General features: G+C 63.8%; 20 protein-coding genes. 15 read left to right on the forward strand and 5 right to left on the reverse strand.

Annotated elements, in window-relative coordinates:
* Positions 1 to 31: 31 nt before the first annotated feature.
* The 5 genes from EB231_RS10695 to EB231_RS10715 all read left to right on the forward strand — a co-directional run bounded on the left by EB231_RS10695 (position 32) and on the right by EB231_RS10715 (position 4,032).
* Positions 32 to 979, forward strand: a complete 948-nt coding sequence (locus tag EB231_RS10695; RefSeq protein ID WP_172348774.1) for a FliM/FliN family flagellar motor switch protein — start codon at positions 32 to 34, stop codon at positions 977 to 979.
* 16 nt (positions 980 to 995) lie between these two features.
* A complete protein-coding gene (fliN, locus tag EB231_RS10700) occupies positions 996 to 1,394 on the forward strand; it encodes a flagellar motor switch protein FliN (RefSeq protein WP_140771704.1) in 399 nt (132 codons plus the stop codon).
* 46 nt (positions 1,395 to 1,440) lie between these two features.
* Entirely contained in the window at positions 1,441 to 2,451 is a 1,011-nt protein-coding gene (locus EB231_RS10705) for a flagellar motor switch protein FliG (RefSeq protein ID WP_172348775.1), read from the forward strand.
* 67 nt (positions 2,452 to 2,518) lie between these two features.
* Positions 2,519 to 3,601 (forward strand): flagellar biosynthesis protein FlhB, encoded by a 1,083-nt coding sequence (flhB, locus tag EB231_RS10710; protein ID WP_172348776.1) that lies wholly within the window; start codon positions 2,519 to 2,521, stop codon positions 3,599 to 3,601.
* Positions 3,598 to 4,032, forward strand: a complete 435-nt coding sequence (locus EB231_RS10715; RefSeq protein WP_172348777.1) for a hypothetical protein — start codon at positions 3,598 to 3,600, stop codon at positions 4,030 to 4,032. The genes flhB and EB231_RS10715 overlap by 4 nt, the downstream gene beginning before the upstream one ends.
* Before the next feature lie 111 nt (positions 4,033 to 4,143).
* Here EB231_RS10715 and EB231_RS10720 read toward each other — a convergent pair whose 3' ends face one another.
* The 4 genes from EB231_RS10720 to EB231_RS10735 all read right to left on the reverse strand — a co-directional run bounded on the left by EB231_RS10720 (position 4,144) and on the right by EB231_RS10735 (position 7,780).
* Complete coding sequence (locus EB231_RS10720) at positions 4,144 to 4,914, reverse strand: response regulator transcription factor (protein WP_172348778.1); 771 nt, start codon at positions 4,912 to 4,914, stop codon at positions 4,144 to 4,146.
* Positions 4,911 to 5,621: a helix-turn-helix transcriptional regulator gene (locus EB231_RS10725; protein WP_172348779.1), complete on the reverse strand. Its 711-nt coding sequence runs from the start codon at positions 5,619 to 5,621 to the stop codon at positions 4,911 to 4,913. Before EB231_RS10725 ends, EB231_RS10720 begins: the two co-directional genes overlap by 4 nt.
* A 450-nt stretch (positions 5,622 to 6,071) precedes the next feature.
* On the reverse strand, positions 6,072 to 7,103 hold the full coding sequence (locus EB231_RS10730; protein ID WP_172348780.1) for a histone deacetylase family protein: 1,032 nt from the start codon (positions 7,101 to 7,103) through the stop codon (positions 6,072 to 6,074).
* 23 nt (positions 7,104 to 7,126) lie between these two features.
* Complete coding sequence (locus EB231_RS10735; protein WP_172348781.1) at positions 7,127 to 7,780, reverse strand: TetR/AcrR family transcriptional regulator; 654 nt, start codon at positions 7,778 to 7,780, stop codon at positions 7,127 to 7,129.
* Positions 7,781 to 8,038: 258 nt separating this feature from the next.
* Here EB231_RS10735 and EB231_RS10740 point away from each other — a divergent pair, with 258 nt between their 5' ends.
* The 8 genes from EB231_RS10740 to EB231_RS10775 all read left to right on the forward strand — a co-directional run bounded on the left by EB231_RS10740 (position 8,039) and on the right by EB231_RS10775 (position 18,643).
* Complete coding sequence (locus EB231_RS10740) at positions 8,039 to 9,718, forward strand: amidohydrolase (RefSeq protein ID WP_172348782.1); 1,680 nt, start codon at positions 8,039 to 8,041, stop codon at positions 9,716 to 9,718.
* A 139-nt stretch (positions 9,719 to 9,857) separates the two neighbouring features.
* Positions 9,858 to 10,952, forward strand: a complete 1,095-nt coding sequence (locus tag EB231_RS10745; RefSeq protein WP_172348783.1) for an ABC transporter ATP-binding protein — start codon at positions 9,858 to 9,860, stop codon at positions 10,950 to 10,952.
* Positions 10,952 to 11,872, forward strand: coding sequence for an ABC transporter permease (locus EB231_RS10750; protein WP_172348784.1), 921 nt, complete (start codon positions 10,952 to 10,954; stop codon positions 11,870 to 11,872). The genes EB231_RS10745 and EB231_RS10750 overlap by 1 nt, the downstream gene beginning before the upstream one ends.
* On the forward strand, positions 11,865 to 12,665 hold the full coding sequence (locus EB231_RS10755; RefSeq protein ID WP_172348785.1) for an ABC transporter permease: 801 nt from the start codon (positions 11,865 to 11,867) through the stop codon (positions 12,663 to 12,665). The genes EB231_RS10750 and EB231_RS10755 overlap by 8 nt, the downstream gene beginning before the upstream one ends.
* A 22-nt stretch (positions 12,666 to 12,687) precedes the next feature.
* A complete protein-coding gene (locus EB231_RS10760) occupies positions 12,688 to 13,722 on the forward strand; it encodes an ABC transporter substrate-binding protein (RefSeq protein WP_172348786.1) in 1,035 nt (344 codons plus the stop codon).
* A gap of 61 nt (positions 13,723 to 13,783) precedes the next feature.
* Positions 13,784 to 14,980 (forward strand): serine hydrolase domain-containing protein, encoded by a 1,197-nt coding sequence (locus EB231_RS10765; RefSeq protein ID WP_172348787.1) that lies wholly within the window; start codon positions 13,784 to 13,786, stop codon positions 14,978 to 14,980.
* Positions 14,981 to 15,013: 33 nt separating this feature from the next.
* Positions 15,014 to 16,195: a serine hydrolase domain-containing protein gene (locus tag EB231_RS10770; protein ID WP_172348788.1), complete on the forward strand. Its 1,182-nt coding sequence runs from the start codon at positions 15,014 to 15,016 to the stop codon at positions 16,193 to 16,195.
* 126 nt (positions 16,196 to 16,321) lie between these two features.
* Positions 16,322 to 18,643 carry a Tex family protein gene (locus tag EB231_RS10775; RefSeq protein ID WP_172348789.1) on the forward strand — a complete coding sequence of 774 codons (2,322 nt, stop codon included), beginning with the start codon at positions 16,322 to 16,324 and terminating at the stop codon, positions 18,641 to 18,643.
* On the opposite strand, the gene EB231_RS10780 is transcribed toward EB231_RS10775, so the two are convergent.
* A complete protein-coding gene (locus EB231_RS10780) occupies positions 18,644 to 19,555 on the reverse strand; it encodes a LysR family transcriptional regulator (RefSeq protein WP_172348790.1) in 912 nt (303 codons plus the stop codon).
* Positions 19,556 to 19,712: 157 nt separating this feature from the next.
* On the opposite strand from EB231_RS10780, the gene EB231_RS10785 reads away from it, so the two are divergent.
* A complete protein-coding gene (locus EB231_RS10785) occupies positions 19,713 to 20,909 on the forward strand; it encodes an acyl-CoA dehydrogenase (protein ID WP_172348791.1) in 1,197 nt (398 codons plus the stop codon).
* A gap of 115 nt (positions 20,910 to 21,024) precedes the next feature.
* A complete protein-coding gene (locus tag EB231_RS10790) occupies positions 21,025 to 24,384 on the forward strand; it encodes a transglutaminase family protein (RefSeq protein WP_172348792.1) in 3,360 nt (1,119 codons plus the stop codon).
* The last annotated feature ends 2 nt before the right edge of the window (positions 24,385 to 24,386 follow it).

Here is a 24,386-nt window from a genome sequence, read left to right on the forward strand (position 1 = left end):
CGATGCGCGACAGCTTGGTACCAGCACTGTCATGACCAGTCCGGGCAGCCCCTCGGAGGTCCGCTCGCTGATCATCGAGCGCCTGGTCGGCGACAGCGGCGAGGCGGGCCAGGTCATCGGCACCGCCCGCGGCATGGCCGAGCGCGCCGCGCCGCTGCTGCAGAAGAGCCTGACCAGTGAGCTTGGCGTCCCGGTCACTGTCGATCTCAGGGCCGTCGAGGTGAGCCGCGTCTCGGAAGCACGATCGCGTGCTGGCGATACCTTCGCCATGACTATCGTCGCGTCGTCCACGTCCTCCGATGCCATGACCCTGGTGATCGACGCACCGGCGATCGCGATCGCGGTCTGCACCTTGTTCGGCGGCGACCCGGAGATGCCGGCATCGCCGATAGAGCGCGATCTGTCGCAGATCGAGATCGATGTCTCGACCATGGTGTTCCAGCAGGTCGCGCAAGCCCTCAACGGATCCGGACGACGCTCGCTCGACCTGCGCCTTCCCGTGCCGCGGGCGACGTCGGGCACCGAGGCGAAGCGGCACGTGCTGCGCGACGGCGCGGCGGTCCGCATCGTCTTTGGCATCTCGACACCGGCGGACACCGGCACCGTCATGGTGACGATGCCGCAGCGTGTCGTTCTGGCCAGCCGCGATGGCGCAGCCGCTGGCGGCGAGGACGACCAGGGCGCGAGCTGGCGCCAGCGCTTTTCGGAAGAGGTGATGCGCTCCACAGTGGAGCTCGAGGCCACCATGCCGCTGGCCCGCCTGACGCTCGGCGACCTCGCCGATTTCGAAATTGGCCAAGTCATCGAATTCGAGGAAACGGCGCAGTCGCGGGCACGTCTCGGCGCGCGCGGCAAGACGTTGTTTGTGTGCGAGTTCGGCAAGCTGGGGCAAAATTACACCGTCCGAATCAAGCATCCCTACGATGCCGGCCAGGACTTTATCGATGGGCTGATGCCGGCTTCCGCCGGGCGTGCCTGAGCATTGGAGACGACGCATGGCCAAGACCAAGGTGGAAGCCGCCCTCGATCAACCAGACGACCAGCCCGACGAGCAGCTCGACCGCGCCATTGAGGAGTTGCGCGGCGTCCTGCATGAAGAAGAGCAACGTCCGGATGCGGCGTTCAGGGCCGCTTCATCGGCCAATTCGAACGTGATCATGAACATCCCGGTCGATGTCCAGATCATCCTCGGCAGCACCGAGATGCCGGTCTCCGACCTGATGGCGCTGCAGAAAGGCTCGACGGTGGCGCTCAACCGCCGCATCGGTGAACCGGTCGACGTCGTGGTCAATGGCCGCAAGATCGCGCGCGGCGAGATCACGGTGCTCGAAAGCGATCCGTCGCGCTTCGGCATCAGGCTGACTGAAATCATAGCCGGCACGAAGGGCGCCTAGACATGGCTGGTGGGGCTTGCCGGTTGCAGCGGAGGCGAGAGGCAGCATGACACCGCTGACGACCTTGACGCGCGCGCAGAAGGCTGCCGCCATATTGGTGGCGATGGGCAAGCCATCCGCCAGCCGCCTCTTGAAATTCTTCAAGCAGGAAGAGTTGAAGGCGCTGATCGAGGGCGCGCGGCTATTGAGAACCATTCCGCAAAGCGATCTCGAGCGCATCGTCGCAGAATTCGAGGCGGAGTTCACCGAGGGGGCCGGCCTGCTCGATTCCGCCGACAGGATGGACACCATCCTCAACGAGTCCCTGTCGCCCGAAGAGATGAGCGCGATCATGGGCAACAAGAAGCCGGAGGCGGCGCCGGAAGGGCCGCCGCCGATCTGGCCGGATCTTGAGAAGCTCGAACCCTCGCGGCTCGGCGCCTTCCTCGCCGGCGAACATCCGCAGACGGCGGCCATGGTGTTGTCGAAGCTGGCGCCGCAAGCAGCGGCGAGCGTGCTTTTGACACTGACGAAGCCGATGCGCGGCGAAATCATCAAGCGCATGGTGACGATGGCCAACGTTCCGGATGCCGCCGCCAGGATCGTCGAGAACCGGCTACGCGCCAGCGTGCTGGCGGAAACCTCGACCAAGGACACGTCGGCGGGACAAGCGCGCGTCGCCAGCGTGCTCAACGAGATGGACAAGCCGCTGCTCGAGGAGGTCATGCAGGATCTGGAAGCCGCCGGCACGCCCGATCTCGACGGTGTGCGGGCAAGGCTCTTCGCTTTCGACGACCTGCCATTGCTCACCCAGAAGGCACGCGTGCTGCTGTTCGACGGACTGTCGACCGAGCTTGTCACGCTGGCGCTGCGAGGCACCTCGGCGGCACTCGCCGAAGCGGCTCTGTCGGCCATCGGCGCGCGGTCGCGACGCATGATCGAAGCCGAACTCGGACAGGGTTCGGAGGGGGTTCCCCTCGCCGATATCATGGCGGCGCGCAAGACGATCGTGTCGACGACGATCCGGCTGTCGCGCGAAGGCGCATTCGAGCTTCCGTCGACGCAGAACGCCGCCTAAATCAAAGGATTAGAGCATGATGTCATCCGACAACCGCTTCACACTTTTCGGCATCATGCTCTAAGGCATGTCCGACGCCACCGACAAGGACTCGAAAACCGAAGAGGCGACGGAGAAGAAGATCCGCGACACCATCGAACAGGGCAAGCTGCCCCATTCGAGGGAAACCGCGATCCTGGCCTCCTTCGTCGCCATACTGGTGTTCACCGTCTTCTATGCCAAGGACGCGATCATCGATCTCGGCATGTTCCTGTCGATGTTCCTCGAGAAGCCCGAAGCCTGGCCGATGGACACCGAGACCGATGTCATCGAGCTCTACAAGATTGTCATGTTGGAAGTAGGTCGCGCCATCGTCAGCCTGCTGGTGCTTTTGACCGTAGCCGGTATCGGTGCCTCGGTGCTCCAGAACATGCCGCAATTCGTCGGCGAGCGAATCAGGCCGCAGCTTTCGCGCATTTCGATCACCAAGGGCTGGAACCGGATGTTCGGTGCCCAGGGCTGGGTCGAGTTCCTGAAATCCCTGGCGAAGGTCGGCTTCGCCATCGCCGTGCTCACCTTCACGCTGTCGGAGGATCACCGCAAGCTGCTCGCCGGGATGATCACCAACCCAGTCGCCTTCGGTCTTGTCATCCGCGGCATCGCGGTCGACATACTGGTGGCGATCGTCTTCGTCATGGGGCTGATCGCGGCAATCGATATCGTTTGGTCGCGCTTCCACTGGAGGCAGGACCTGCGCATGAGCAAGCAGGAGGTCAAGGACGAGTTCAAGCAGTCCGAGGGCGACCCGATCGTCAAGTCCCGGCTGCGCTCGCTGGCGCGGGACCGCGCACGCAAGCGGATGATGACGGCGGTGCCGCGCGCGACGCTGATCATCGCCAACCCGACCCACTTCTCGATCGCGCTGAAATATGTGCGTGACGAGGATTCGGCACCGCTCGTGGTGGCCAAGGGGCAGGATCTGGTGGCGCTGAAAATCCGCGAGATCGCGAAGGAGCACAACATTCCGATCTTCGAGGACGTGGCGCTCGCCCGCTCCATGTACAAGCAAGTTTCGGTCGATAATGTGATCCCGTCGCAATTCTACCAGGCCGTCGCCGAACTGGTGCGGATCGTCTACTCGAAGAAGGCTGAGCGCAGACAGATTTCATGAATCGCCAACCGCACGCAAAATCCCGCGAGATCATCGTCGCCAACGCCATAGAGCAGGTGGTTGGCGAATTGCGGCTGATCGATGTCGCCGACTATATCGCCTTCATCCGGCTGGAGCATTTCGCGTGCCTGTCGGACCTGGTCGATTCAGCGGTGGAGCTGTTCTTCATGCCCGGCACGCTCAGGCTCGGCCACGGCGGCGAGGCGCATGTCGACTGGAGCGGTAGCCCGCGCATCGTGCTCGATCTGGAGTTGCGGCCGCCCGGGGTGACCGTCTATTTCCAACTGACGCTGAGCGAGGCCGGTAACTCGGTCGTGGTCAATTACGTGTCGTTCGAAAAGCCTGGCGAGGATCCCGATCACAATACAGCGCTGCTGGAAGCGGTGATCGAACAGGCCCGTATCCGCAAGGTGGAGCCAATGGCTTTCTGAGGTCTGTTGCGGGCCCGGCGAGGCCGGCCTGCAGAATGGCGGTTCCCCGCGTTTTCGGGTGCTCACATACCCGACCTCGCTCCGCTCTGGCTCTTGCGCCTCATCGTTTCATTATTCGATCAGACCGAGCCGCAGCGCCTTGGCGACCGCCTGGTTGCGGTTGACGGCGTTGAGCTTCTGTGTCGACTGGGTCAGATATTGATTGGCTGTGTGCACCGACAGCTTCAGGAGCCGCGCGATTTCCTCGCTGGTGTTGCCGTTGGCGGTCAGCTTCAGGCACTCCAGCTCGCGCTTGGAGATGGCGCGCATCCTGCCGGTGTCGCCCGGACGGATGCGGGCGACCGCGGCGAACAGGGAAAAGCAGCGGGCGTGGATTTCGTAGAGTGCATCCTGGGGCAGGGCGATCTCCGACCCCAGGAAGACGACAAGGCCGCACTGACCGCGATCGGCATGGACGGGAAAGGCGATGCCGCTGGTGCCGGGCGCCAGCGGCGCCATCTGCTCGGTCCAGGCGAGGTTGCCGAACGTCTCGGTCATCGCGGCGACGCCGTCATCCGTCCACCAGCGTGGCTCCGTCGAGTTGTGGGTGTGGCGCACGATCTCCTCGCCATTGGCGCCCGAGATAAACTTCGTCGCCACCGCAATGCCGGGATAGTCGGAATCGAAACACGGGACCAGCCGTGCGCGTTCCGGCGACGGGCTGACGAAGAACAGGCCGAAGGCCGAGGCGCTGATGTCGACCGCGATCCAGCGGCAGCGGCGCACGGCATCGGGAATGGTGACGGCGTGATGTGTTTCGGAGCCGAGCGAGAAGGCGCCGAAGGGGCTGCGCTGATCGTTGAAAATCGCCTCCGCGGCGTCCCTGATGTCGGCCTGTTTCAAATGATGCCACTCCTGATCGCCGTGGCGATGGCCATCGCACGGTTGCTGGCCGCGAATTTCTGGATGGCGTGGGTGATGTAGCTGTTGACGGTGTTGGAGGAGACGCCAAGGATGACCGCCACTTCATCGGTGGTCTTGCCTTCCGAAACCCAGAACAGGCATTCGCGCTCACGATCCGACAGGGGATCCTGCATGGCCGCGGCGGCGATCAGCTGCGGAATATGCGAGAGCGCGTAGCAGCATTTCAATTGCGCCCTCATCAGCGCCGGCTGGTCGATCTGGCCGGCCATCGCCGCCGAGAACAGAGCAAACAGGCGCTGGCGGCCGACATTCAGCCTGAGCGAATAGATCTCGGCATGGCCGAGCACGTCGAGGAGACGGGCCTCTTCGCCGGAGACCAGCCCGTCGACGTCGGGCGCCTGTGCCGCCACCAGCGGTCTGGGCCGGATGCCGGGCGCGACGGTAAGCGCGCCTTGGGCAAGGCTGGCGATCAGCCGCTTGCCGATCAGTTCGATGGCGTCGAAGATCCAGTTGGAGGAGACGATGCGCGCGTCGTTGCGGTCCTGGTCATGGACGATGGCAACCAGCATGTAGCTGTCGGCGCCGATCTCGGCGGTCAACTCCATGAAGAAGCTGGTCAGATCACCGCGCGACGCCAGGCGCGAGCCCAATGTGTCGGATTGAAGAGGCGCGGCGGGACTGCTCATTTGTTGCTTTTGGCCGGAATCGTTTCTGATGCCCGGATGCTGGAGAGCCAGCCGCCGAACCCGAAAACGCGTTACTTTTACGAGACACACACGAGGCGCGGGGCCGCGCCCAACCAGACGGAATCCATTCAGGGAACGCGAAGCCGTCCGCGTCTGGCGCCGGAAGATTCCGGAACGTGAGACTTTGGGTGGTTGCCGCGCCCCCCGAGGACCGGCTGATTCGGGTCTAATCTACCCGCAGATGAATCTGACATCAAACGCGATTTGACAAAATCGAATCCGATGGACTCAGGCGCGACTCAGGAGGCCATTTTCGCGGCCTTCGGGGGGGTGAAAATACCGGGACTGGGCAAGCCGGCCATATCGGCCAGATACATAAAGGGCGGCTGACGCCGCCCTTTCTCGCCTTGTCGTTTTCTCCGAAAGGGCTGCCGCTTTCGGGCGACGAGCTTACCGGTCCTCGAAACCGGTCAGCACACCGACGGCATTGATGCCGATCTCCTCGACGGCATAGCCGCCTTCCTGGACGAACAGCGTCGGCAGGCCGAGCTTGGCGATGCGGCGGCCGATCTTGGGATAGTCCGCGCTCTTCAGCTTGAACTGGCTGATCGGGTCCTTCTCGAAGGTGTCGACGCCAAGCGAGACGACGACGATGTCGGGCGCGTAGGCGGCGAGCCTGGCGCAGGCATCCTCCAGCGAGGCGTTCCATGCGTCCCAGCCGGTGCCGAACGGCATGGGATAGTTGATGTTGAAGCCTTCGCCCGCGCCGACGCCGCGTTCATCGGCATGGCCGAGGAAGAACGGATATTCGACCATCGGGTCGCCATGCAGGTTGAGGACCTGCACGTTGGCGCGGTCGTAGAAGATCTCCTGCGTGCCGTTGCCATGGTGGTAGTCGACGTCGAGGATGGAGACGCGGGCCGCGCCCTGGTCGAGAAACCATTGCGCGGTGACAGCGGCGTTGTTGATGTAGCAATAGCCGCCCATGAAGCCGGCGCCGGCATGGTGGCCGGGCGGGCGGCAGAGCGCGAAGGCCGACCTTTCGCCACCCTTGACCAGACCGGCCGCGGTCAGCGCCACGTCGTAGGAGGACTTGATCGCTGCCCATGTGCCTTCGACGAAGGTGGCGCCGCCGTCGAAGGAATAGTATCCGAGCAGGGCGTCGATGCGCTTTGGCGGTACGTCGCCGCGCAGGCCGCGCGTCGGCCAGGTGAAAGGCATCGCCGAACCCTGGAAACCGGATTCCACCCATTGCGGCCAGACCGTCGGCAGGAAGTCGATGTAGTCGGCCCTGTGAACGCGCTTGGCGGCGGCTAGGTCGTGCTCGACCGGCGCGATGATCGGACCGAGCTTCTCGCTTTCAACCCGCGCCTTGATGAATTCGGCACGCGAGGGTTTTTCGAAACCCGGCACGATGGCCGATGTGACCAGTTCCATCTGGCCGGCATGGCCAGCATGAAGCGGCGAATAGACAGTCTTCATGAAATTCCTCTCGAAATGCGAAATCAGTCCAGGTTGAGATAGGGGCTCACCAGAGCCAGCCACATGGCTTCGACGTCGTCCTCGATGAGGTCGAATGTCCTGCGATCTCTCTTCAGTCCGACCAGCCGGCAGGCGTGCCCGACCTCCATCATCACCAGGCCGAGCCGTTTGGCGATCTTGTCTTCGAGAGCCGGGTTCACATGCCGCAGCCAGGCGGCGTAAAGCGCGATGATCTGCTCGTCATATTCGTCCTGGATAGGCCTGAGATCGGCGTTGCCTGAAATGGCCTCGATCACCGGCATCAGGGTCGCGTTCTCGAGATAGATACTGGACGTGTCGATGAAGAGCTTGCGCACTTCGCGCCGGAATTCTTCGCGGTTGGTGGGCCGGGGGACCTTGATGCGCTTCTCGATCACCTTGGGAAAGGAGGACAGCCAGCGCCGGGCGAGGTCCAGAAGGATGGCTTCCTTGTTGGGAAAGTACTGGTAGACCGAACCGACCGACAGGCCCGCGCGCTGCGCTATGGCGAGCGTCGTCGGAGTCCTGGTCCCTTGCTCTCGCGTCAGGATCAGCGCCGCGTCGAGAATCCGGTCGACAACCCTGCTCGACCGTTGCTGCCGCGGCTGCTTGCGCGGCTCGAGCGCTGTCCTGGTTTTGCGGTCGAGACTGCGCTTCACTGCTCGATGTCCTCGTTCCCCGCCTGGTCCCAACACAGGCGCGGGGGGCTGTCCACAATACATTCTAAATTCCGCATGTTGACAAACGCGAATAATCAGTCGCATTCTTTATCCACGCTGTCCCAAGGGATAACAAGGGGAATTTCGAAGGCAGCGGACTGGCATCGTTTTTTGTTCCGTGGCGCCGCTCAGGTGGGTGGCCGGTCGTCGAGCGCAGGGTTGTCGGTCTCAGTCGGTCATCAAAAGCGCGGAGTCGCGATGTCTGTCACGGGTGCGGGTCACAATGCGGATCTGATCGTCATCAACGGTCGCGTGCTGACCATGGACGACGACAATCCCGCAGCCGAGGCCGTGGCCGTCAGGGACGGCGCCATCATCGCCATCGGCAGCCGCGCTGTGATCGAAGAATTCAAGGGATCGACAACCAGGGTGATCGACGCCAAGGGCGGTTCGGTCCTGCCCGGTTTCATCGAAGCCCACATGCATCTGTTCTCGGGAGGGGCCGAGCTCGCGCATCTTCAGCTTGGCGGTGTCCATGGCTTCGAGGCGCTGCAGAAGGGGATCCGCGACTATGCATCGAAAAAGCCCAATGCCCCGATGCTGGTCGGGCAGGGTGTCGACTACACGGTGCTCGGCAGCGAGCGGGTGACGCGCCACCATCTCGACGCGATCCTGCCGGACCGCCCTTTCTGCATGGCCGCGCCCGATCACCACACGATGTGGGCCAACACCAAGGCGCTGGAACTGGCCGGCATCCTGCATGGCCGCGCGCTTGGCCCGGGCAATGAGATCGTCATGGGCGACGATGGCCTGGCGGCGGGCGAATTGCGCGAGGGCGAGGCCTTCGGTCCGGTGCTCGATCTTGCCGGCGAGGGCCGGGTGAGGCTGGGGCTGGCCACCGGCGGCGAGCCGGACCCGATGCCCTCGGCCGCCGAACGCGCCGCCGACCGCGACATCATGCGGCGCGGCCTCGCCTGGTGCGCGCGCCACGGCATCACCTCCATCCAGAACATGGACGGCAATCTCTACCAGCTCGAACTGCTGGCCGAGATCGACGCCGAGGAGGGCTTGCCCTGCCGTGTGCAGATCCCATTCCACTACAAGAATTTCATGACGCTCGACATGCTCGACAAGGCGTCCGTCATGGCCGAGCGCTACAGCAGCGAGTGGCTGTCGTCGGGCATGGTCAAGGTGTTCTATGACGGCGTGCTCGATTCCTGGACGGCCGTCATGGTCGAGCCCTATGCCGACCGTCCGGACTGGGTCGGCGAGCCGCTGTTCACGCCGCAGCAGTTCATCGATCTGGCCGTCGCCGTCGACAGGCGTGGGCTGCAGATCGCCGTCCACTCCATCGGCGATGGCGCGGTGCGTGCGGTGCTCGACGGCTACGAGGCGGCGCAAAAGGCCAATGGCAAGCGCGACAGCCGTCACCGCATCGAACACATCGAGGTCACCACCACCGCGGACGTGCCGCGGTTTGCCGAACTCGGCGTCATCGCCTCGATGCAGCCGCCGCATCCGCCAGGCGCCATGGATTTCCCGCTCGAGCCGACCGTGTCGCGCATCGGGCCGGCCCGCTGGCCGCTGAGCTATGCCTGGCGAACCCTGAAGAACGCCGGCGCGCATGTCGTCTTCGCCTCGGATTGGCCGGTGTCGCCGATCGACCCGATCCTGGGCATTCAGGCGGCAGTGACGCGCAAACCGTGGGCAGAAAGCGATCCGGACCAGAGTTTTTCGCTGCAGGAATCGATCGCCGCCTACACGGTCGAGGGCGCCTATGCCGAATTCGCGGAGCATCGCAAAGGCACGCTGAAATCAGGCTATATGGCCGATCTGGTGGTTCTGTCTGATGACATCGAGAAGACTGCGCCGGCCGATCTGCACAAGGTGCGCCCGGTGACGACGATCTGCGGTGGCAAAATCACTTATCAGGCCTGACAATGGCATGAGGCTTGCTGGCTAAAGACGGACTGAACTGTGATTCAATGCCGGGCTTGCCAACCTACCGGGCGTGTGGTCACATCGAACAGGGGAACAGCTCCGCCAGCAAGAGCGGGGTCAACAGTGAGGCGTAATCGTGCCGGACAAACCGGATCGGAATGCGATTGAAGTAGTAGACGTCAGCAAAATTTTCGGATCGGGTGAGGGGCAGGTCGCTGCCCTCGACAAGGTCTCTGTGTCCATTCGCGAGAACGAGTTCTTCACGCTGCTGGGACCGTCCGGCTGCGGCAAGACCACCCTTTTGCGGCTGATTGCCGGCTTCGACTTTCCAACCGCCGGCGAGATCCTTCTCTACGGCCAGGACATCGCGCCGCTGCCGCCGTTCAAGCGGCCTGTCAACACCGTCTTCCAGTCCTATGCGCTGTTCCCGCACATGACCGTGGCCGACAATATCGGCTTTGGCCTGGAGATGCTCGGCAAGCCCAAGGCCGAGATCAAGGCGCGCGTCGCAGAGATGCTCAAGCTGGTCAAGATGGAGGCGCTGGCCGGCCGCCGCACGGCCCAGATTTCCGGTGGCCAGCAGCAGCGCGTGGCGCTGGCACGGGCGCTCGCGCCGCAGCCGAAAGTGCTGTTGCTCGACGAACCGCTCTCGGCGCTCGACTACAAGCTGCGCAAGGAGATGCAGATCGAGTTGAAGCGGCTGCAGCACGAAACCGGCATCACCTTCATCTTCGTCACCCATGACCAGGAAGAAGCGCTGACCATGTCGGACCGCATCGCGGTGATGTCGGCGGGCAAGATCCTGCAGGTCGGCTCGCCCTGGGACATCTACGACAAGCCGGCGGAACGCTTCGTCGCCGACTTCATCGGCGAAACCAACTTCCTCACCGCCGCCATATCGGGCGCCGGCAACGGCAAGGCGCGCGCGACGCTCAAATCCGGCACGACCATCGAGGCCACCGTTGCCGAAGGGTTCCAGCCGAAGGACAACGCCACCGTGGTGGTGCGGCCCGAGCATGCCAAGCTGACGAAGGACAAGGGCGACCTGTCGGGCACGGTCGAAAACATCGTCTATTTCGGCACCGACACGCATATCCACGTCCAGCTTGACAGCGGCGATCCCTTCACCGTGCGCCAGCAGAACACGCGCAGCGCCGGCTGCGGTTTCGAGCGCGGCGACAAGGTTGGCATCCTGATCGGCAACGATGCCGCGCAAGTGCTGAGGGACTGATGGCCACCGCGGAAGAAGTCGCCAAGGCCGCCGAACGGCGTGATGTCCGTGACCGCTGGCTTTTGTCAGCGCCGGCGCTGCTGGTCATCCTGCTCGCCGCCACCGGCCCGTTGCTGATCGTGCTCGTCTATTCGTTCCTGACGCCCGGCGCCTATGGCGACGTGAAATGGCAGTTCTCGTCCGACGCCTGGACATCGGTGTTCCTGGAACGCGATATTTTCGACGACACGCTTTCGCTCGCCGCGGCGCACGTCACCATCTTCTGGCGCTCGATCAAGCTTGCGGTGGTAACGACGCTGGCGACCTTGGCGCTCGGGTTCCCGACCGCCTATTTCATGGCGACGCGCAGCGAAAAGACCAGGGATCTCTGGCTGTTCCTGATCACCATCCCGTTCTGGACCAACCTGCTGATCCGTACCTTTGCCGTGCTGCAGATCATCCGCAACGAAGGCATCATCAACACGATCCTGCTCAAGCTCGGCATCATCTCGGCGCCGGTCCAGATCCTCTATACCGACACGGCGATCCTGATCGGCATGGCCTATGTCTACCTGCCGCTGATGGTGCTGCCGATTTACGCCAGCATGGAGAAGCTCGACTTTCGCCTGGTCGAGGCGGGCTACGATCTCTACGCGACACGCTTCAAGGTGCTGCGGAAGATCATTTTCCCGCTGGTCAAACCCGGCGTCATCGCCGGCTCCATCCTGGTCTTCATTCCAGCCCTCGGCGCCTATGTGACGCCAAGCGTGCTTGGCGGCGGCAAGAACATGATGCTGTCCAACCTGATCGAATTGCAGTTCGGGCAGGGCCGCAACTGGCCGCTTGGCTCGGCGCTGTCGATCACGGTGATGATCATCGTCATGGTGGCGCTGCTGGCCTATGTGCGCAATGCCGGCCAGTCGGGGGTGCGTCATGGCTAGCAACTTCTCCATCAAGCACCAGCCGGGCTTCACCGCGATCGCGGCGACCTGTTTCGTCGTGCTCTACCTGCCGATCGTGGTCCTGGTGATCTATGCCTTCAATGCGGCCACCTCGACCTCCGAATGGGGCGGCTTCTCGCTGAAATGGTTCCAGTCCGCATACCAGAACACGCAAGTCATCGATGCAACGCTGCGCTCGTTCCAGATCGGCGCCATCGCGGCGGTGCTGTCGACGATCTTTGCCACCATGGCGGCGCTTGCCACCACGCGCACCGCCTCCTATCCCGGCCTTACCTTCAAATACGCGGCGATCAACCAGCCGCTGATGGTGCCCGAGATCGTCACCGGCGTGGCGCTGCTGATCTTCTTCTCGCGTATCAAGATCTTCACCGGCTATTCCGGCCTCGGCTACCTGGTCGCCGCGCATACGGCGTTCTGCATTCCGTTCGCCTACCTGCCCATCCGGGCGCGGCTGGAGAACATGGACCTGACGCTGGAGCGAGCCGCGGCCGATCTCTACGCAACGCCGTGGAAGACCTTCCGCCGCATCACGCTGCCGCTTTTGTGGCCGGGCATCCTGGCCGGCCTGATGCTGGCCTTCGTCATCTCGCTCGACGATGTCGTCATCACCGAGTTCGTCAAATCGGGCGGCCAGGACACGCTGCCCACTTACATGCTCGGCCAGATCCGCCGCGGCATCACACCCGAGATCAACGCGATATCGACCGCTTTCCTGCTGCTTTCGGTCGCGATCGTCACGTTGTTTTTCTTTGTCAGCAGGAAACGAGACTGAACCTGAAATGGGAGATAGAACGATGAACTGGAAGACAACAGCGACCGCCATGGGGTTGGCGTTGCTCGCTTCGACGGGCCTCGCCCGCGCCGACGGCGTGCTCAACATCTACAATTGGGGCAACTACACCAGCCCCGATGTGATCAAGAAGTTCGAGGACAAATACAACATCAAGGTGACCATCACCGACTACGATTCCAATGACACCGCGCTCGCCAAGGTCCGGCAGGGCGGCACCGGCTTCGACATCGCCGTGCCCTCGCAGACCTATGTGCCGATCTGGATCAAGGAAGGTCTCCTGCTCGAGACCGATCCGGGCAAGATGGAGAATTTCAAGAACGTCGCTCCGGAATGGGCCAATCCCGAGTTCGATCCGGGCCGCAAATATTCCGTGCCATGGGCCTGGGGCACGATCGGCGTCGTCGTCAATACCGATGCCTACAAGGGGCCGGCCAACACGTGGGGTATCGTCTTCAACACGCCGGACGAGCTGAAAGGCAAGGTCAACGTTGTTCCCGAGATGGGTGACGTGATCTTCGCGGCGATCAAATATGTCGGCGGCGAGCAGTGCACGAACGACAAGGCGGTGCTGAAGAAGGTGCGCGACCTCCTGGTGGCGGCCAAGCCGAACTGGATCGCGATGGAATACAACACCATCGAGAAGATGGGCGCCGGCGACTTCAAGGCGACCAGCGACTGGAACGGCTCGGCATTGCGCCAACGCCTGGCCAACCCGGCCATCCACTACAACTATCCGAAGGAAGGCTTTGGCCTGTGGAGCGACAACGTCGTCGTCCTGAAGGAGGCCAAGAACGTCGAGAACGCCAAGCTGTTCCAGAACTTCATCATGGATCCGGAAAACGCGGCGGGCCTCTCGGCCTTCCACCGCTATGCCAACGCCATCACCGGCTCGGACAAGTACATGCCGGCCGACATGAAGGATGCGCCGGAAGTGGTCATTCCGGCCGACGCCAAGCCGAAAGGCGAATTCCAGAAGATGTGCGCGCCGGAAACGCAGGAACTCTACACCAAGATCTGGACCGAACTGCAGAAGTAATCGCTGCATTAGAGACCCGGCGGTACACGCCGGGTCTTTTCTTTTCCGGGAATGGCCTTTCATGGACTCCTATCGCAACAGCGATCCGCGGCCGCCGATCATGCAGGGCTCGCCGCCCGCCATGGTGCCGCCGAAGCTCGACTGGGACCGGCCGCCGTGGAACCGCTGGGCGTTCCAGCACATCAGGGAAATTCTGCCGACCGCCGAAGTCTGGCGCGGCAACGGCCATCGCCATCGTCTCGAACGCGCCGAAGTCGATCTTGACGGCCTGGCGGTAGAGGACAGCGAGGGCAAGCCGACAACGCTCGCCGGGTTGTTGGACGAGACCTATACGGATGGCTTCCTCGTGCTCAAGGACGGCAAGATAGCCTATGAGCGCTATTTCAACGGCATGGACGAGCGCACGCTGCATCTGTCGCAGTCGATGGCCAAGTCCGTCACCGGCTCGGTGTTCGGCATACTGGCCGGACGCGGCTTGATCGATCCGGCCATGCCGGTCACCGACTATTTGCCGGAACTCGGCGCCACCGGCTGGGCCGGGGCCAGCGTCCAGCATGTGCTCGACATGACGACGGGCGTGCGTTTTTCCGAGGAATACATCGACCGCTATTCCGATATCGGCCAAGTCGATGTCGCCACCGGCTGGAAGCCGGTGCCGCCAGGCAGCGATCCGGATTTCCGCTGGCCCTCGCACATGTTCGAGCTGATCCTGGGCCTGAAGGACACGGTCCGCCCGCATGGCGCCGCATTTGAATACCGCTCCATCGAGACCGACGTGCTCGCCTTCATCATGGAGCGGGTGACCGGCAAGCGGCTGGCGCAGCTGGTTTCGGAAGAACTCTGGCAAAAGCTCGGTGCCGATGAAAGCGCCTGCTTCACCGTCGACAGCGCCGGTTATGCGCTGGCCGATGGCGGCTTCAATGCGACGCTGCGCGACTATGCCCGCTTCGGCCAGATGATCCTCGACAATGGAGGCGGCATCGTGCCGGCCGGCTGGATCGAGGCGACACGCAACGGCAAGCATGGGCCGGATTTCTCCGCCAGCCTGCCGGAAGGCAGCTATCGCAACCAGTTCTGGATCGAGGATGCCAGCTCGCGCGCACTGATGTGCCGGGGTGTGTTCGGGCAAATGATCCATATGGACTGGAACACCCGAATGGTCGTGGTGAAGCTTTCGACCTGGCCGGATTTCAGCAATCTCGCCTATTCCACAGCGACGCTGAAGGCGGTGCACGCCATCGCCGCCGCACTGCTCTGAGCTCCCACAAGAAACGACCTGGAAGGAAACGCCATGACCGGCAAGACCGCGTTCGAGACCCGCTACGGCTTTCGCCGCAACGAGGTGCTGCTTTCCAACTGGCGCGTGAACCCGTTCAATCGATGGTCGTTCCAGAATCTGGGCGAACTGGTGCCGACAGCGCGCGTGGCCGCGACGTCGGGCAGTGCCGAGGCACCCGCGCGGGATTTCGGCGGCTTGGCTGGTGAAAAGGTTTCGGTTGCAAGTGCTCCGGAGACGGTGGCGGAATTCCTCGTGCGCTCCAGCACCGATGCGCTGACGGTGATGAAGGGCGGCAAGGTGATCGGTGACTGGTTCGCGCCGCATATGGATTTTGGCGCCCGTCACATCATCTTCTCGATCAGCAAGTCGGTCACCGCCATCATCGCTGGCATATTGGAAGGCGAGGGCGTGTTCGATCCGGACGCGCCGGTGACGCTGTATATTCCGGAAGCCGCCGGCTCGGCCTATGGCGATGCGAGTTGCCGGCATGTGCTCGACATGAGCGTCAGCCTCGATTTCGAGGAAGCCTATCTCGATCCTGAAAGCGCTTTCGCGCGTTACCGTCGCGCCACGTTGTGGAATCCGGGCGGCGGCACGGAAAGCCTGCGCGAATTCATCCTGACGCTGCAGCGCCTGGCAGAGCCGCATGGCCAGACCTTCCGCTATCGCTCGCCCAATTCAGACCTGCTCGGCCTGTTGCTGGAACGGGCTTCCGGCCAGCGCTTCACCGACCTGATGCGCGAGAAGCTGTGGCTGCCGCTTGGCGCCGTCAGCGAAGCCTCGATCGGCGTCGACATGGAAGGCACGGCGCGCGCCGCCGGCGGCATTTCGGTGACGCCGCGCGACCTGGCGCGCGTCGGCGAAATGATGCGGCAAGGGGGCACCGCCAATGGACGCCGCATCGTGTCCGAGGCCTGGGTGCGCGACACGACAAGCACCGGCGGCAGCGCGGAAGCCTGGCAGCGCGGCGCGATGCTGCCGCTGTTTCCCAAGGGCCGTTACCGCAACAAATGGTACCAGACCGGACATCAGAATGGTGCCTATTGCGGCATCGGCATCCATGGCCAGTGGCTTTATGTCGATCCAAGGACCGAAGTGGTGATCTCCAAGATGTCGTCGCAACCGGAGCCGGTCGATGACGCGCTGGATGTTGAACTCGTCGCGTTTTTCGAAGCGCTGAGCCGGATGGTCTGAGCGGCTCCGCAACCACATTAGCGCGCGCTTTCCTGTGGACCTGCCGGGCTGATGGAGGCGCGGCGGTTGGCGGACTGGATGTCTGCGCCTATGGTCGCCCCTCTTTTCGACGAGAGTGGGAATGACATGGCATCCGACATCAAGCGCATCGCAGCCATCATCGCGGCCGAGATCGCTGCCCGGCCCGAACAGGCGGCCGCGGCGATCCAACTGCTCGACGAGGGCGCGACGGTGCCGTTCGTGGCACGCTACCGCAAGGAAGTGACCGGCGGGCTTGACGATACGCAATTGCGCGACCTTGCCGAGCGGCTCGCCTATCTGCGTGAACTCGACGCCCGCCGCGACACCATCCTTGGCTCGATCCGCGAACAGGGCAAGCTGACGCAGGAGCTTGAGACCAAGATCGCCGCCGCCGCTACCAAGGCGGAGCTCGAGGACATCTATCTGCCCTACAAGCCCAAGCGCCGCACCAAGGCCGAGATCGCCAGGGAGCGCGGGCTGGGGCCGCTGGCGGAGGCCATTCTTGCGGACCGTTCGCTGGTGCCCGCCGAACTGGCGCTGGCCTATGTCAGCGAGGAGGTGGCCGACGCCAAGGCGGCACTTGAGGGCGCGCGCGACATCCTGTCGGAGCAGTTCGCCGAGAATGCCGATCTGGTCGGCAAGCTGCGCGCCTATATGAAGGAACGCGCTTTCATGCGTGCCCGGGTTGTCGACGGCAAGCAGGAGGCCGGCGCGAAATTCTCGGATTATTTCGATCATGTCGAGCGCTGGGCAAATGTGCCGAGCCACCGTGCACTGGCCATGTTGCGCGGCCGCAACGAAGAGGTCCTGTCGCTCGACATCGAGGTCGACGCCGACGACACTTCGCCGGTGAAGCCGGTCGAGCGGATGATCGCCAATGCCTATGCCATCGGCCCCAGCCTGCCGGGCGACCGCTGGCTGATGGACGTCGCCGGCTGGACCTGGCGGATAAAGCTGTCGCTGCACCTGACGCTCGACCTGATGCGCGATCTGCGCGAACGGGCCGAGGAAGAGGCGATCCATGTCTTCGCCCGCAATCTGAAGGATCTGCTGCTGGCCGCGCCGGCCGGTTCGCGGGCGACGATGGGGCTCGATCCCGGCATCCGCACCGGTGTCAAGGTGGCCGTGGTCGACGGTACCGGCAAGCTGGTGGCGACGACGACGGTCTATCCATTCCCCCCGAGGAACGATGTTCGCGGCACACAGGCGGAACTCGCCGCGCTTGTCCGCCAGCACAAGGTGGAGTTGATTTCGATCGGCAACGGCACCGGCAGCCGCGAGACCGAGAAGCTGGTGGCGGACATGCTGTCCGACATGCCTTCCGACGGCGGACCCAAGCCGCTCAAGGTCATCGTCAGCGAGGCGGGCGCCTCGGTCTACTCGGCGTCGGCGACGGCGGCGGCGGAATTCCCCGGTCTGGACGTATCGCTGCGCGGCGCGGTGTCGATCGCGCGGCGCTTGCAGGATCCGCTCGCCGAGCTGGTAAAGATCGAACCCAAGTCGATCGGCGTCGGCCAGTATCAGCATGACGTCGACCAGTATCGGCTCGGCCGCTCGCTGGAGGCGGTGGTCGAGGACGCGGTCAACGCCGTCGGCGTCGATCTCAACACCGCTTCGGCGCCATTGCTGGCGCGCGTTTCGGGCCTTGGCGCGTCGCTCGCCGACGCCATCGTCGCCCATCGCGACGCGACCGGGCCGTTTGCCAGCCGCAAGGACCTTCTCAAGGTGCCACGGCTTGGGCCGCGCGCGTTCGAGCAATCCGCCGGCTTTTTGCGCATTGCCAATGGCAGCGAGCCGCTCGATGCCTCGTCGGTCCACCCGGAAGCCTATGGGGTGGCGAAGAAGATCGTCGCCGCCTGCGGCCGCGATGTGCGTTCGCTGATGGGCGACAGCGCCGCGCTCAAGGCGCTCGACCCGCGCGTCTTCGTCGACGAGCGTTTCGGCCTGCCGACGGTGCGCGACATTCTTGCCGAGCTGGAAAAGCCCGGCCGCGACCCGCGCCCCGGCTTCAAGACGGCGACCTTTGCCGATGGCATTGATGACATAAAGGATCTGAAGCCCGGCATGCTGCTGGAAGGCACAGTCACCAATGTCGCGGCCTTCGGCGCCTTTGTCGATATCGGGGTGCACCAGGACGGCCTGGTGCATGTCTCGCAACTGGCCGACCGTTTCATCAAGGATGCGCATGAGGTGGTCAAGGCGGGCGACGTGGTGAAAGTGCGCGTCGTCGATGTCGATATCAAGCGCAAGCGCATCGCGCTTTCCATGCGCAAGGACGGCGGTGAGGGGGCGTCAAAAGGGGGGCCGCGCGACAATGGCGGCGGCAGGCCGGCGCCACGTGGCCCGGCACCACAACGCCAGCCGGAGCGGCCGGCCCAGCAGGGCGCGTTTGGTGCTGCGTTGGCGGATGCGCTGAAGCGGAAGTAGCTACCACGCCAGAACGGCCGGCTCCTTCTCAATCTGGCTCAGCAGCCAGTCGCGAAAACTGGCGACCGGCGGATGGCCGCGCTTGTCGTGCGGGACGACGAGATAATAGGCGCTGCGGCTTTGCATGGGCTGGCCGGGCGCCGGCACAAGCTGGCCGCGCTGCAATTCGCCAGCGATGAGGAGCAGCGGCAGGAGCGCGACGCCAAGGCCTTCCATGCAGGCCTGGGCGGCGGTGCCGAACTGCTCGAACTGCATGCCGGGCCCGGTCGGCGCGCTCAGGCCCTGATGCTCGAACCATTCGGTCCAGGCACCGGGGCGCGTTGCCATATGCAGCAAGGGCAGGCGACCGATATCAGCCGGCGTGGCGATGGCGCGGCCGGCGAGAAATTCGGGCGACACCACCGGCGCCACCGTTTCGCGCACCAGGAGGGTCGAGTCGGCGTCCGGCCAATCGGGCAGGCCATAGTGGATGGCGGCGTCCAGCCTCTCCCTGGCGAAGTCGAAACGGCCGACGCGGGTGACGAAGTTGATGGTGATGTCGGGGTTGTTCTCGACGAAATCGGGGATCATCGGCATCAGCCAGCGCGTGCCGAAGGTCGGCAATATGGCAAGGTTCAAGATGCCACTATGCCGATTGCTCATCAATCCAAGGGCGGCATCGCGCAACTGGCCAAGCGCTGAACGTACCGCTTCGGCATAGATTTCGCCCGCGGTGGACAGCCGGACATTGCGGCTGTCGCGCTCGAACAGCCGGCGGCCAAACTGATCCTCCAACAGCTTGATCTGCCGGCTTACCGCGCCCTGGGTCAGATCCAGCTCCTGGGCGGCGGCGGTAAAAGACCCAAGCCGAGCCACCGCTTCGAAGGCAGCGAGGGCGCTGATGTTAGGCAGGAGGCGGCGCTGGACACTCATGATCCATTCCTAACGCTCATTGATTGGTGAAGCAATTTCGTTTGATTTTTTCGGGCCCCGGGTCGATAAGCCGGGCCAAGATTTTGCTTCACGCATGCCGTTGTTGCCAAGGATCCTGAGCTCCTTCGCCGGCATGCATCGAGTCCGGGAGAGAGCCATGGCCGCCGATAAGAATGCCTTCGTCTGGGAAGATCCGTTCCTGATCGAGGACCAGCTTTCCGAAGATGAGCGCATGGTACGCGATGGTGCCGCGGCCTTCGCCGCCGACAAGCTCGCGCCGCGCATCGAGGACGCGTACCTCAACGAGACCTTCGACACCGCTATCTTTCGCGAGATGGGCGATGCCGGCCTGCTCGGCATCAACATCCCGGAGGAATTCGGCGGGCTCGGCGCCAGCTATGTGACCTACGGGCTGGTCGCGCGGGAAGTCGAACGTGTCGATTCCGGCTATCGCTCGATGATGTCGGTGCAGTCGTCGCTGGTGATGTATCCGATCTACGCCTATGGCTCGGACGAACAGCGCAAGAGGTACCTGCCCAAGCTCGCCAGCGGCGAGTGGATCGGCTGCTTCGGCCTGACCGAGCCGGATGCCGGCTCCGATCCCGGCGGCATGAAGACGCGCGCCGAGAAGACCGCTAACGGCTACAAGCTCTCCGGCTCCAAGATGTGGATTTCCAACGCGCCGGTCGCCGACGTGTTCGTCGTCTGGGCGAAGTTGAAGGGCGAGAACGGCAAGGACGAGATCCGTGGCTTCGTCCTGGAGAAGGGCATGAAGGGGCTGTCGGCGCCGAAGATCGGCGGCAAGCTGTCGCTGCGGGCGTCGATCACCGGCGAGGTGGTGATGGAAGGCGTCGAGGTCGGCGAAGACGCGCTGCTGCCAAACGCCAAGGGCCTGGGCGGCCCGTTCGGTTGCCTCAACCGGGCTCGCTATGGCATTTCCTGGGGCTCGATGGGGGCGGCGGAGGATTGCTGGCATCGCGCCCGCCAGTATGGCCTTGACCGCAAGCAGTTCGGCAAGCCGCTGGCCGGCACGCAGCTTTACCAGAAGAAGCTCGCCGACATGCAGACCGAGATCGCGCTCGGGCTGCAGGCATCCTTGCGCGTCGGACGGCTGCTGGATGAGGGCAAGATGGCGCCGGAGATGATCTCGATCGTCAAGCGCAACAATTGCGGCAAGGCGCTCGACATCGCCCGCCAGGCCCGCGACATGCATGGCGGCAACGGCATCCAGATCGGCTACCACGTCATGCGCCACGCGCAGAACCTGGAGACGGTCAACACCTATGAGGGCACTCACGACGTGCATGCGCTGATCCTGGGTCGGGCCCAGACCGGGATACAGGCGTTCTTTTGAGCGACTTTAAGCCGGCAACCGGTTCTTTAATTTAGGTGCAGCGCAACATCCGCTTGGAGAATGGCGACCAGATGTGTCAGGGTTCGACTGAATAAACGCCGATCTCCGGGGCCCCATGGCAATTCTGGCAGCCGTCTACCACCTGACCCACTACAAATATGACCGGCCGGTGATTCTCGGCCCTCAAATCATCAGGCTGCAGCCGGCACCGCATTCCCGCACCAAGGTCTTGAGCCACTCGCTCAAGGTCGGGCCGGCGAACCACTTCGTCAATTTGCAGCAGGATCCCTACGGCAACTTCCTCGCCCGCTTCGTCTTTCCCGAGCCAGTGAGTGAGCTCAAGATCGAGGTCGATCTCGTCGCCGACATGACGGTCTACAATCCGTTCGATTTCTTCGTCGAACCGTCGGCCGAGACATTCCCGTTCGAATACCCGGAAGAGATCAGGGATGACCTCGCTATCTACCGGACGCCGGAACCCGCGGGGCCGCTGCTTTCGGCTTTCCTGAAAACCGTTGACACCACCCAGAAGAACACCGTCAATTTCCTTGTCGACCTCAACGCTCGGTTGCAGCGCGAGATCGCCTATATCGTGCGCATGGAGACCGGCGTGTTCTCGCCGGAGGAAACGTTAGCCGCCGGCAAGGGATCGTGCCGGGATTCAAGCTGGTTGCTGGTGCAGATCCTGCGCAATCTTGGCATCGCCGCGCGCTTCGTGTCGGGCTATCTGATCCAGCTCAAACCCGACCTCATCGCACTCGATGGGCCGGCAGGCACATCGGTCGACTTCACGGATCTGCACGCCTGGTGCGAGGTCTATCTTCCCGGCGCCGGCTGGATCGGCTTCGACCCGACTTCCGGCCTGCTCACCGGCGAGAGCCATGTGCCGCTCGCCGCGACACCGCATTTCCGCAATGCGGCCCCCATTTCCGGCATGGCGAGCTTTGCCAATGTCGAATTCGGCTTCGACATGCGGGTCGACCGCATCGCCGAGCATCCGCGCATCACCAAGCCGTTCTCGGATGAAAGCTGGCGGGCGCTTGACGCGCTCGGCAACAAGGTCGATGCCGCACTGGCGGCAGGCGACGTGCGGCTGACGATGGGCGGCGAGCCGACCTTCGTGTCGATCGACGATTTCGAATCCGCCGAATGGAACACCGCCGCGGTCGGTCCGACCAAGCGCGAAAAGGCCGATGCGCTGATCCGCCGGCTGCGCGAACGTTTCGCGCCGGGAGGCTTCCTCCATTACGGCCAGGGCAAATGGTATCCCGGCGAAAGCTTGCCGCGCTGGACCTTTTCGCTCTACTGGCGCGCCGATGGCGAGCCGGTATGGAGCGACCCGTCGCTGATCGCGCGCGAAAAAAGTTCGGCCGATATCGGCCCAAAACAGGCCGAAAGCCTGCTCACCGCGATCGCCGGTGAACTCGGCATCGACACGTCGATGGTCAGCGAAGCTTACGAAGACCCGGCCGAGTGGCTGCTCAAGGAAGGCAAGCTGCCGGAGAATGTCGATCCGTCCAATTCCAAGCTGGAGGATCCGGAAGAGCGCAGCCGCATGGCGAAAGTGTTCGAGCGCGGGCTGACCAAACCGTCGGGCTACGTGCTGCCGGTGCAGCGCTGGAACAGCCAGGCGTCCGGGCCGCGCTGGCGCTCGGAAAAATGGAAGACGCGACGCGGGCGGCTGTTCCTGGTGCCTGGCGATTCACCGGTCGGCTATCGCTTGCCGCTCGGCACGCTGCCTTATGTGCCACCCGCGCAATTCCCCTACATCGTGCCCGTCGATCCGTCGCTGCCGCGCGGAGCGCTGCCCCCGCGTGAAGCTATCTTGCCCTCCGCCGCGCCGGCCGAACTTGAAGGTGCCGACGAGATGGCGCGCCGGCAGCAGGCGGTATCGTTCACCGCGGCGACCGGCCAGCAGGACCGGGTCGAACAGGAGATCACCGAGATTGGTGGCGCGGTGCGCACCGCACTCTCGGTCGAGCCGCGCGATGGACGGCTCTGCGTGTTCATGCCGCCGGTTGAAGCACTGGAGGACTATCTCGAACTGGTCGCGGCCGCCGAGAACGCTGCGCGGGCCATCGGCCTACCCGTCCACATCGAGGGCTATGGCCCGCCGCATGATCCACGCCTCAATGTCATCCGCGTCGCGCCCGATCCAGGCGTCATCGAGGTCAACATCCATCCGGCTGCCAACTGGCAGGATTGCGTGGCGACGACGACGGCAATCTATGAGGAAGCGCGGCTGACGCGGCTTGGCGCCGACAAGTTCATGATCGACGGCCGCCACACCGGCACCGGCGGCGGCAATCATGTCGTCGTCGGCGGCGCGACACCAAATGACAGCCCGTTCCTACGCCGGCCCGATCTGTTGAAGAGCCTGGTGCTGCAATGGCAGCGGCATCCGTCGCTGTCCTATCTGTTCTCGGGCCTGTTCATCGGCCCGACAAGCCAGGCGCCGCGCTTCGACGAGGCGCGCCACGATTCGCTCTACGAACTCGAAATCGCCATGGCGCAGGTGCCGCATCCCGACCAGGGCGCGGCGCCCCTGCCGTGGCTGGTCGACCGGCTGTTCCGCAACCTGTTGACGGACGTGACCGGCAACACGCATCGCTCGGAAATCTGCATCGACAAGCTGTTTTCGCCGGATGGGCCGACCGGCCGGCTCGGCCTGGTCGAATTCCGCGGCTTCGAAATGCCGCCCAACGCGCGGATGAGCCTTGCGCAGCAGCTTCTGGTGCGTGCCATCATCGCCCGTGCGTGGAAGAACCCGCTCGACGGCCGTTTCGTGCGCTGGGGCACTTCGCTGCATGACCGCTTCATGCTGCCGCATCATGTCTGGGCTGATTTTCTCGACGTGCTCGACGATCTCAAGCTCAACGGTTTCGAATTCCGGCCTGAATGGTTCGACGCGCAGCTCGATTTCCGCTTTCCCTTCTGCGGCGAGGTGCAGCATGCCGGCATCAAGCTGGAACTGAGGCAGGCGCTGGAGCCGTGGCATGTCATGGGCGAGCAGGGCGCGATCGGCGGTACCGTGCGCTTTGTCGATTCCTCGGTCGAACGCCTGCAGGTCAAGACCGAAGGGCTCAATCCGGAACGCCATGCAATCGTCTGCAACGGCCGCATCGTGCCGATGAAGGTGACGGATAATCGCGAGGTGGCGGTTGCGGGCGTGCGCTTCAAGGCCTGGCAACCCGCGTCCGGCCTGCATCCGGCGCTGCCGGTCAACACGCCGCTGGTGTTCGACATCTACGACCGCTGGTCGGGCAGGGCGGTCGGCGGTTGCGTCTACCATGTCGCGCATCCCGGCGGGCGCAACTACGATACGTTCCCGGTCAACGGCAACGAGGCGGAAGCGCGGCGGCTCGCCCGCTTCGAACCGCGCGGCCACACGCCATCAGGCTATGTGCTGCGTGAAGAACAACCGGCGGAAGATTTCCCGATGACCCTTGACCTTCGGCGTCCACCCAGACTGTGATC

The sequence above is a fragment of the Mesorhizobium sp. NZP2298 genome (assembly GCF_013170825.1).
In the GTDB taxonomy this organism is placed as follows: domain Bacteria; phylum Pseudomonadota; class Alphaproteobacteria; order Rhizobiales; family Rhizobiaceae; genus Mesorhizobium.

Excerpts from the sequence above, each read along its gene's own strand:
- EB231_RS10750 (WP_172348784.1), top strand. The coding sequence starts at position 10,952 with ATGGCCACCGCGGAAGAAGTCGCCAAGGCCGCCGAACGGCGTGATGTC.
- EB231_RS10770 (WP_172348788.1), top strand. The coding sequence starts at position 15,014 with ATGACCGGCAAGACCGCGTTCGAGACCCGCTACGGCTTTCGCCGCAAC.
- fliN (WP_140771704.1), top strand. The coding sequence starts at position 996 with ATGGCCAAGACCAAGGTGGAAGCCGCCCTCGATCAACCAGACGACCAG.
- EB231_RS10705 (WP_172348775.1), top strand. The coding sequence starts at position 1,441 with ATGACACCGCTGACGACCTTGACGCGCGCGCAGAAGGCTGCCGCCATA.
- EB231_RS10715 (WP_172348777.1), top strand. The coding sequence starts at position 3,598 with ATGAATCGCCAACCGCACGCAAAATCCCGCGAGATCATCGTCGCCAAC.
- EB231_RS10725 (WP_172348779.1), bottom strand. The coding sequence starts at position 5,621 with ATGAGCAGTCCCGCCGCGCCTCTTCAATCCGACACATTGGGCTCGCGC.
- EB231_RS10785 (WP_172348791.1), top strand. The coding sequence starts at position 19,713 with ATGGCCGCCGATAAGAATGCCTTCGTCTGGGAAGATCCGTTCCTGATC.
- EB231_RS10755 (WP_172348785.1), top strand. The coding sequence starts at position 11,865 with ATGGCTAGCAACTTCTCCATCAAGCACCAGCCGGGCTTCACCGCGATC.
- EB231_RS10765 (WP_172348787.1), top strand. The coding sequence starts at position 13,784 with ATGGACTCCTATCGCAACAGCGATCCGCGGCCGCCGATCATGCAGGGC.
- EB231_RS10775 (WP_172348789.1), top strand. The coding sequence starts at position 16,322 with ATGGCATCCGACATCAAGCGCATCGCAGCCATCATCGCGGCCGAGATC.
- flhB (WP_172348776.1), top strand. The coding sequence starts at position 2,519 with ATGTCCGACGCCACCGACAAGGACTCGAAAACCGAAGAGGCGACGGAG.
- EB231_RS10760 (WP_172348786.1), top strand. The coding sequence starts at position 12,688 with ATGAACTGGAAGACAACAGCGACCGCCATGGGGTTGGCGTTGCTCGCT.
- EB231_RS10740 (WP_172348782.1), top strand. The coding sequence starts at position 8,039 with ATGTCTGTCACGGGTGCGGGTCACAATGCGGATCTGATCGTCATCAAC.
- EB231_RS10780 (WP_172348790.1), bottom strand. The coding sequence starts at position 19,555 with ATGAGTGTCCAGCGCCGCCTCCTGCCTAACATCAGCGCCCTCGCTGCC.
- EB231_RS10730 (WP_172348780.1), bottom strand. The coding sequence starts at position 7,103 with ATGAAGACTGTCTATTCGCCGCTTCATGCTGGCCATGCCGGCCAGATG.
- EB231_RS10790 (WP_172348792.1), top strand. The coding sequence starts at position 21,025 with ATGGCAATTCTGGCAGCCGTCTACCACCTGACCCACTACAAATATGAC.
- EB231_RS10695 (WP_172348774.1), top strand. The coding sequence starts at position 32 with ATGACCAGTCCGGGCAGCCCCTCGGAGGTCCGCTCGCTGATCATCGAG.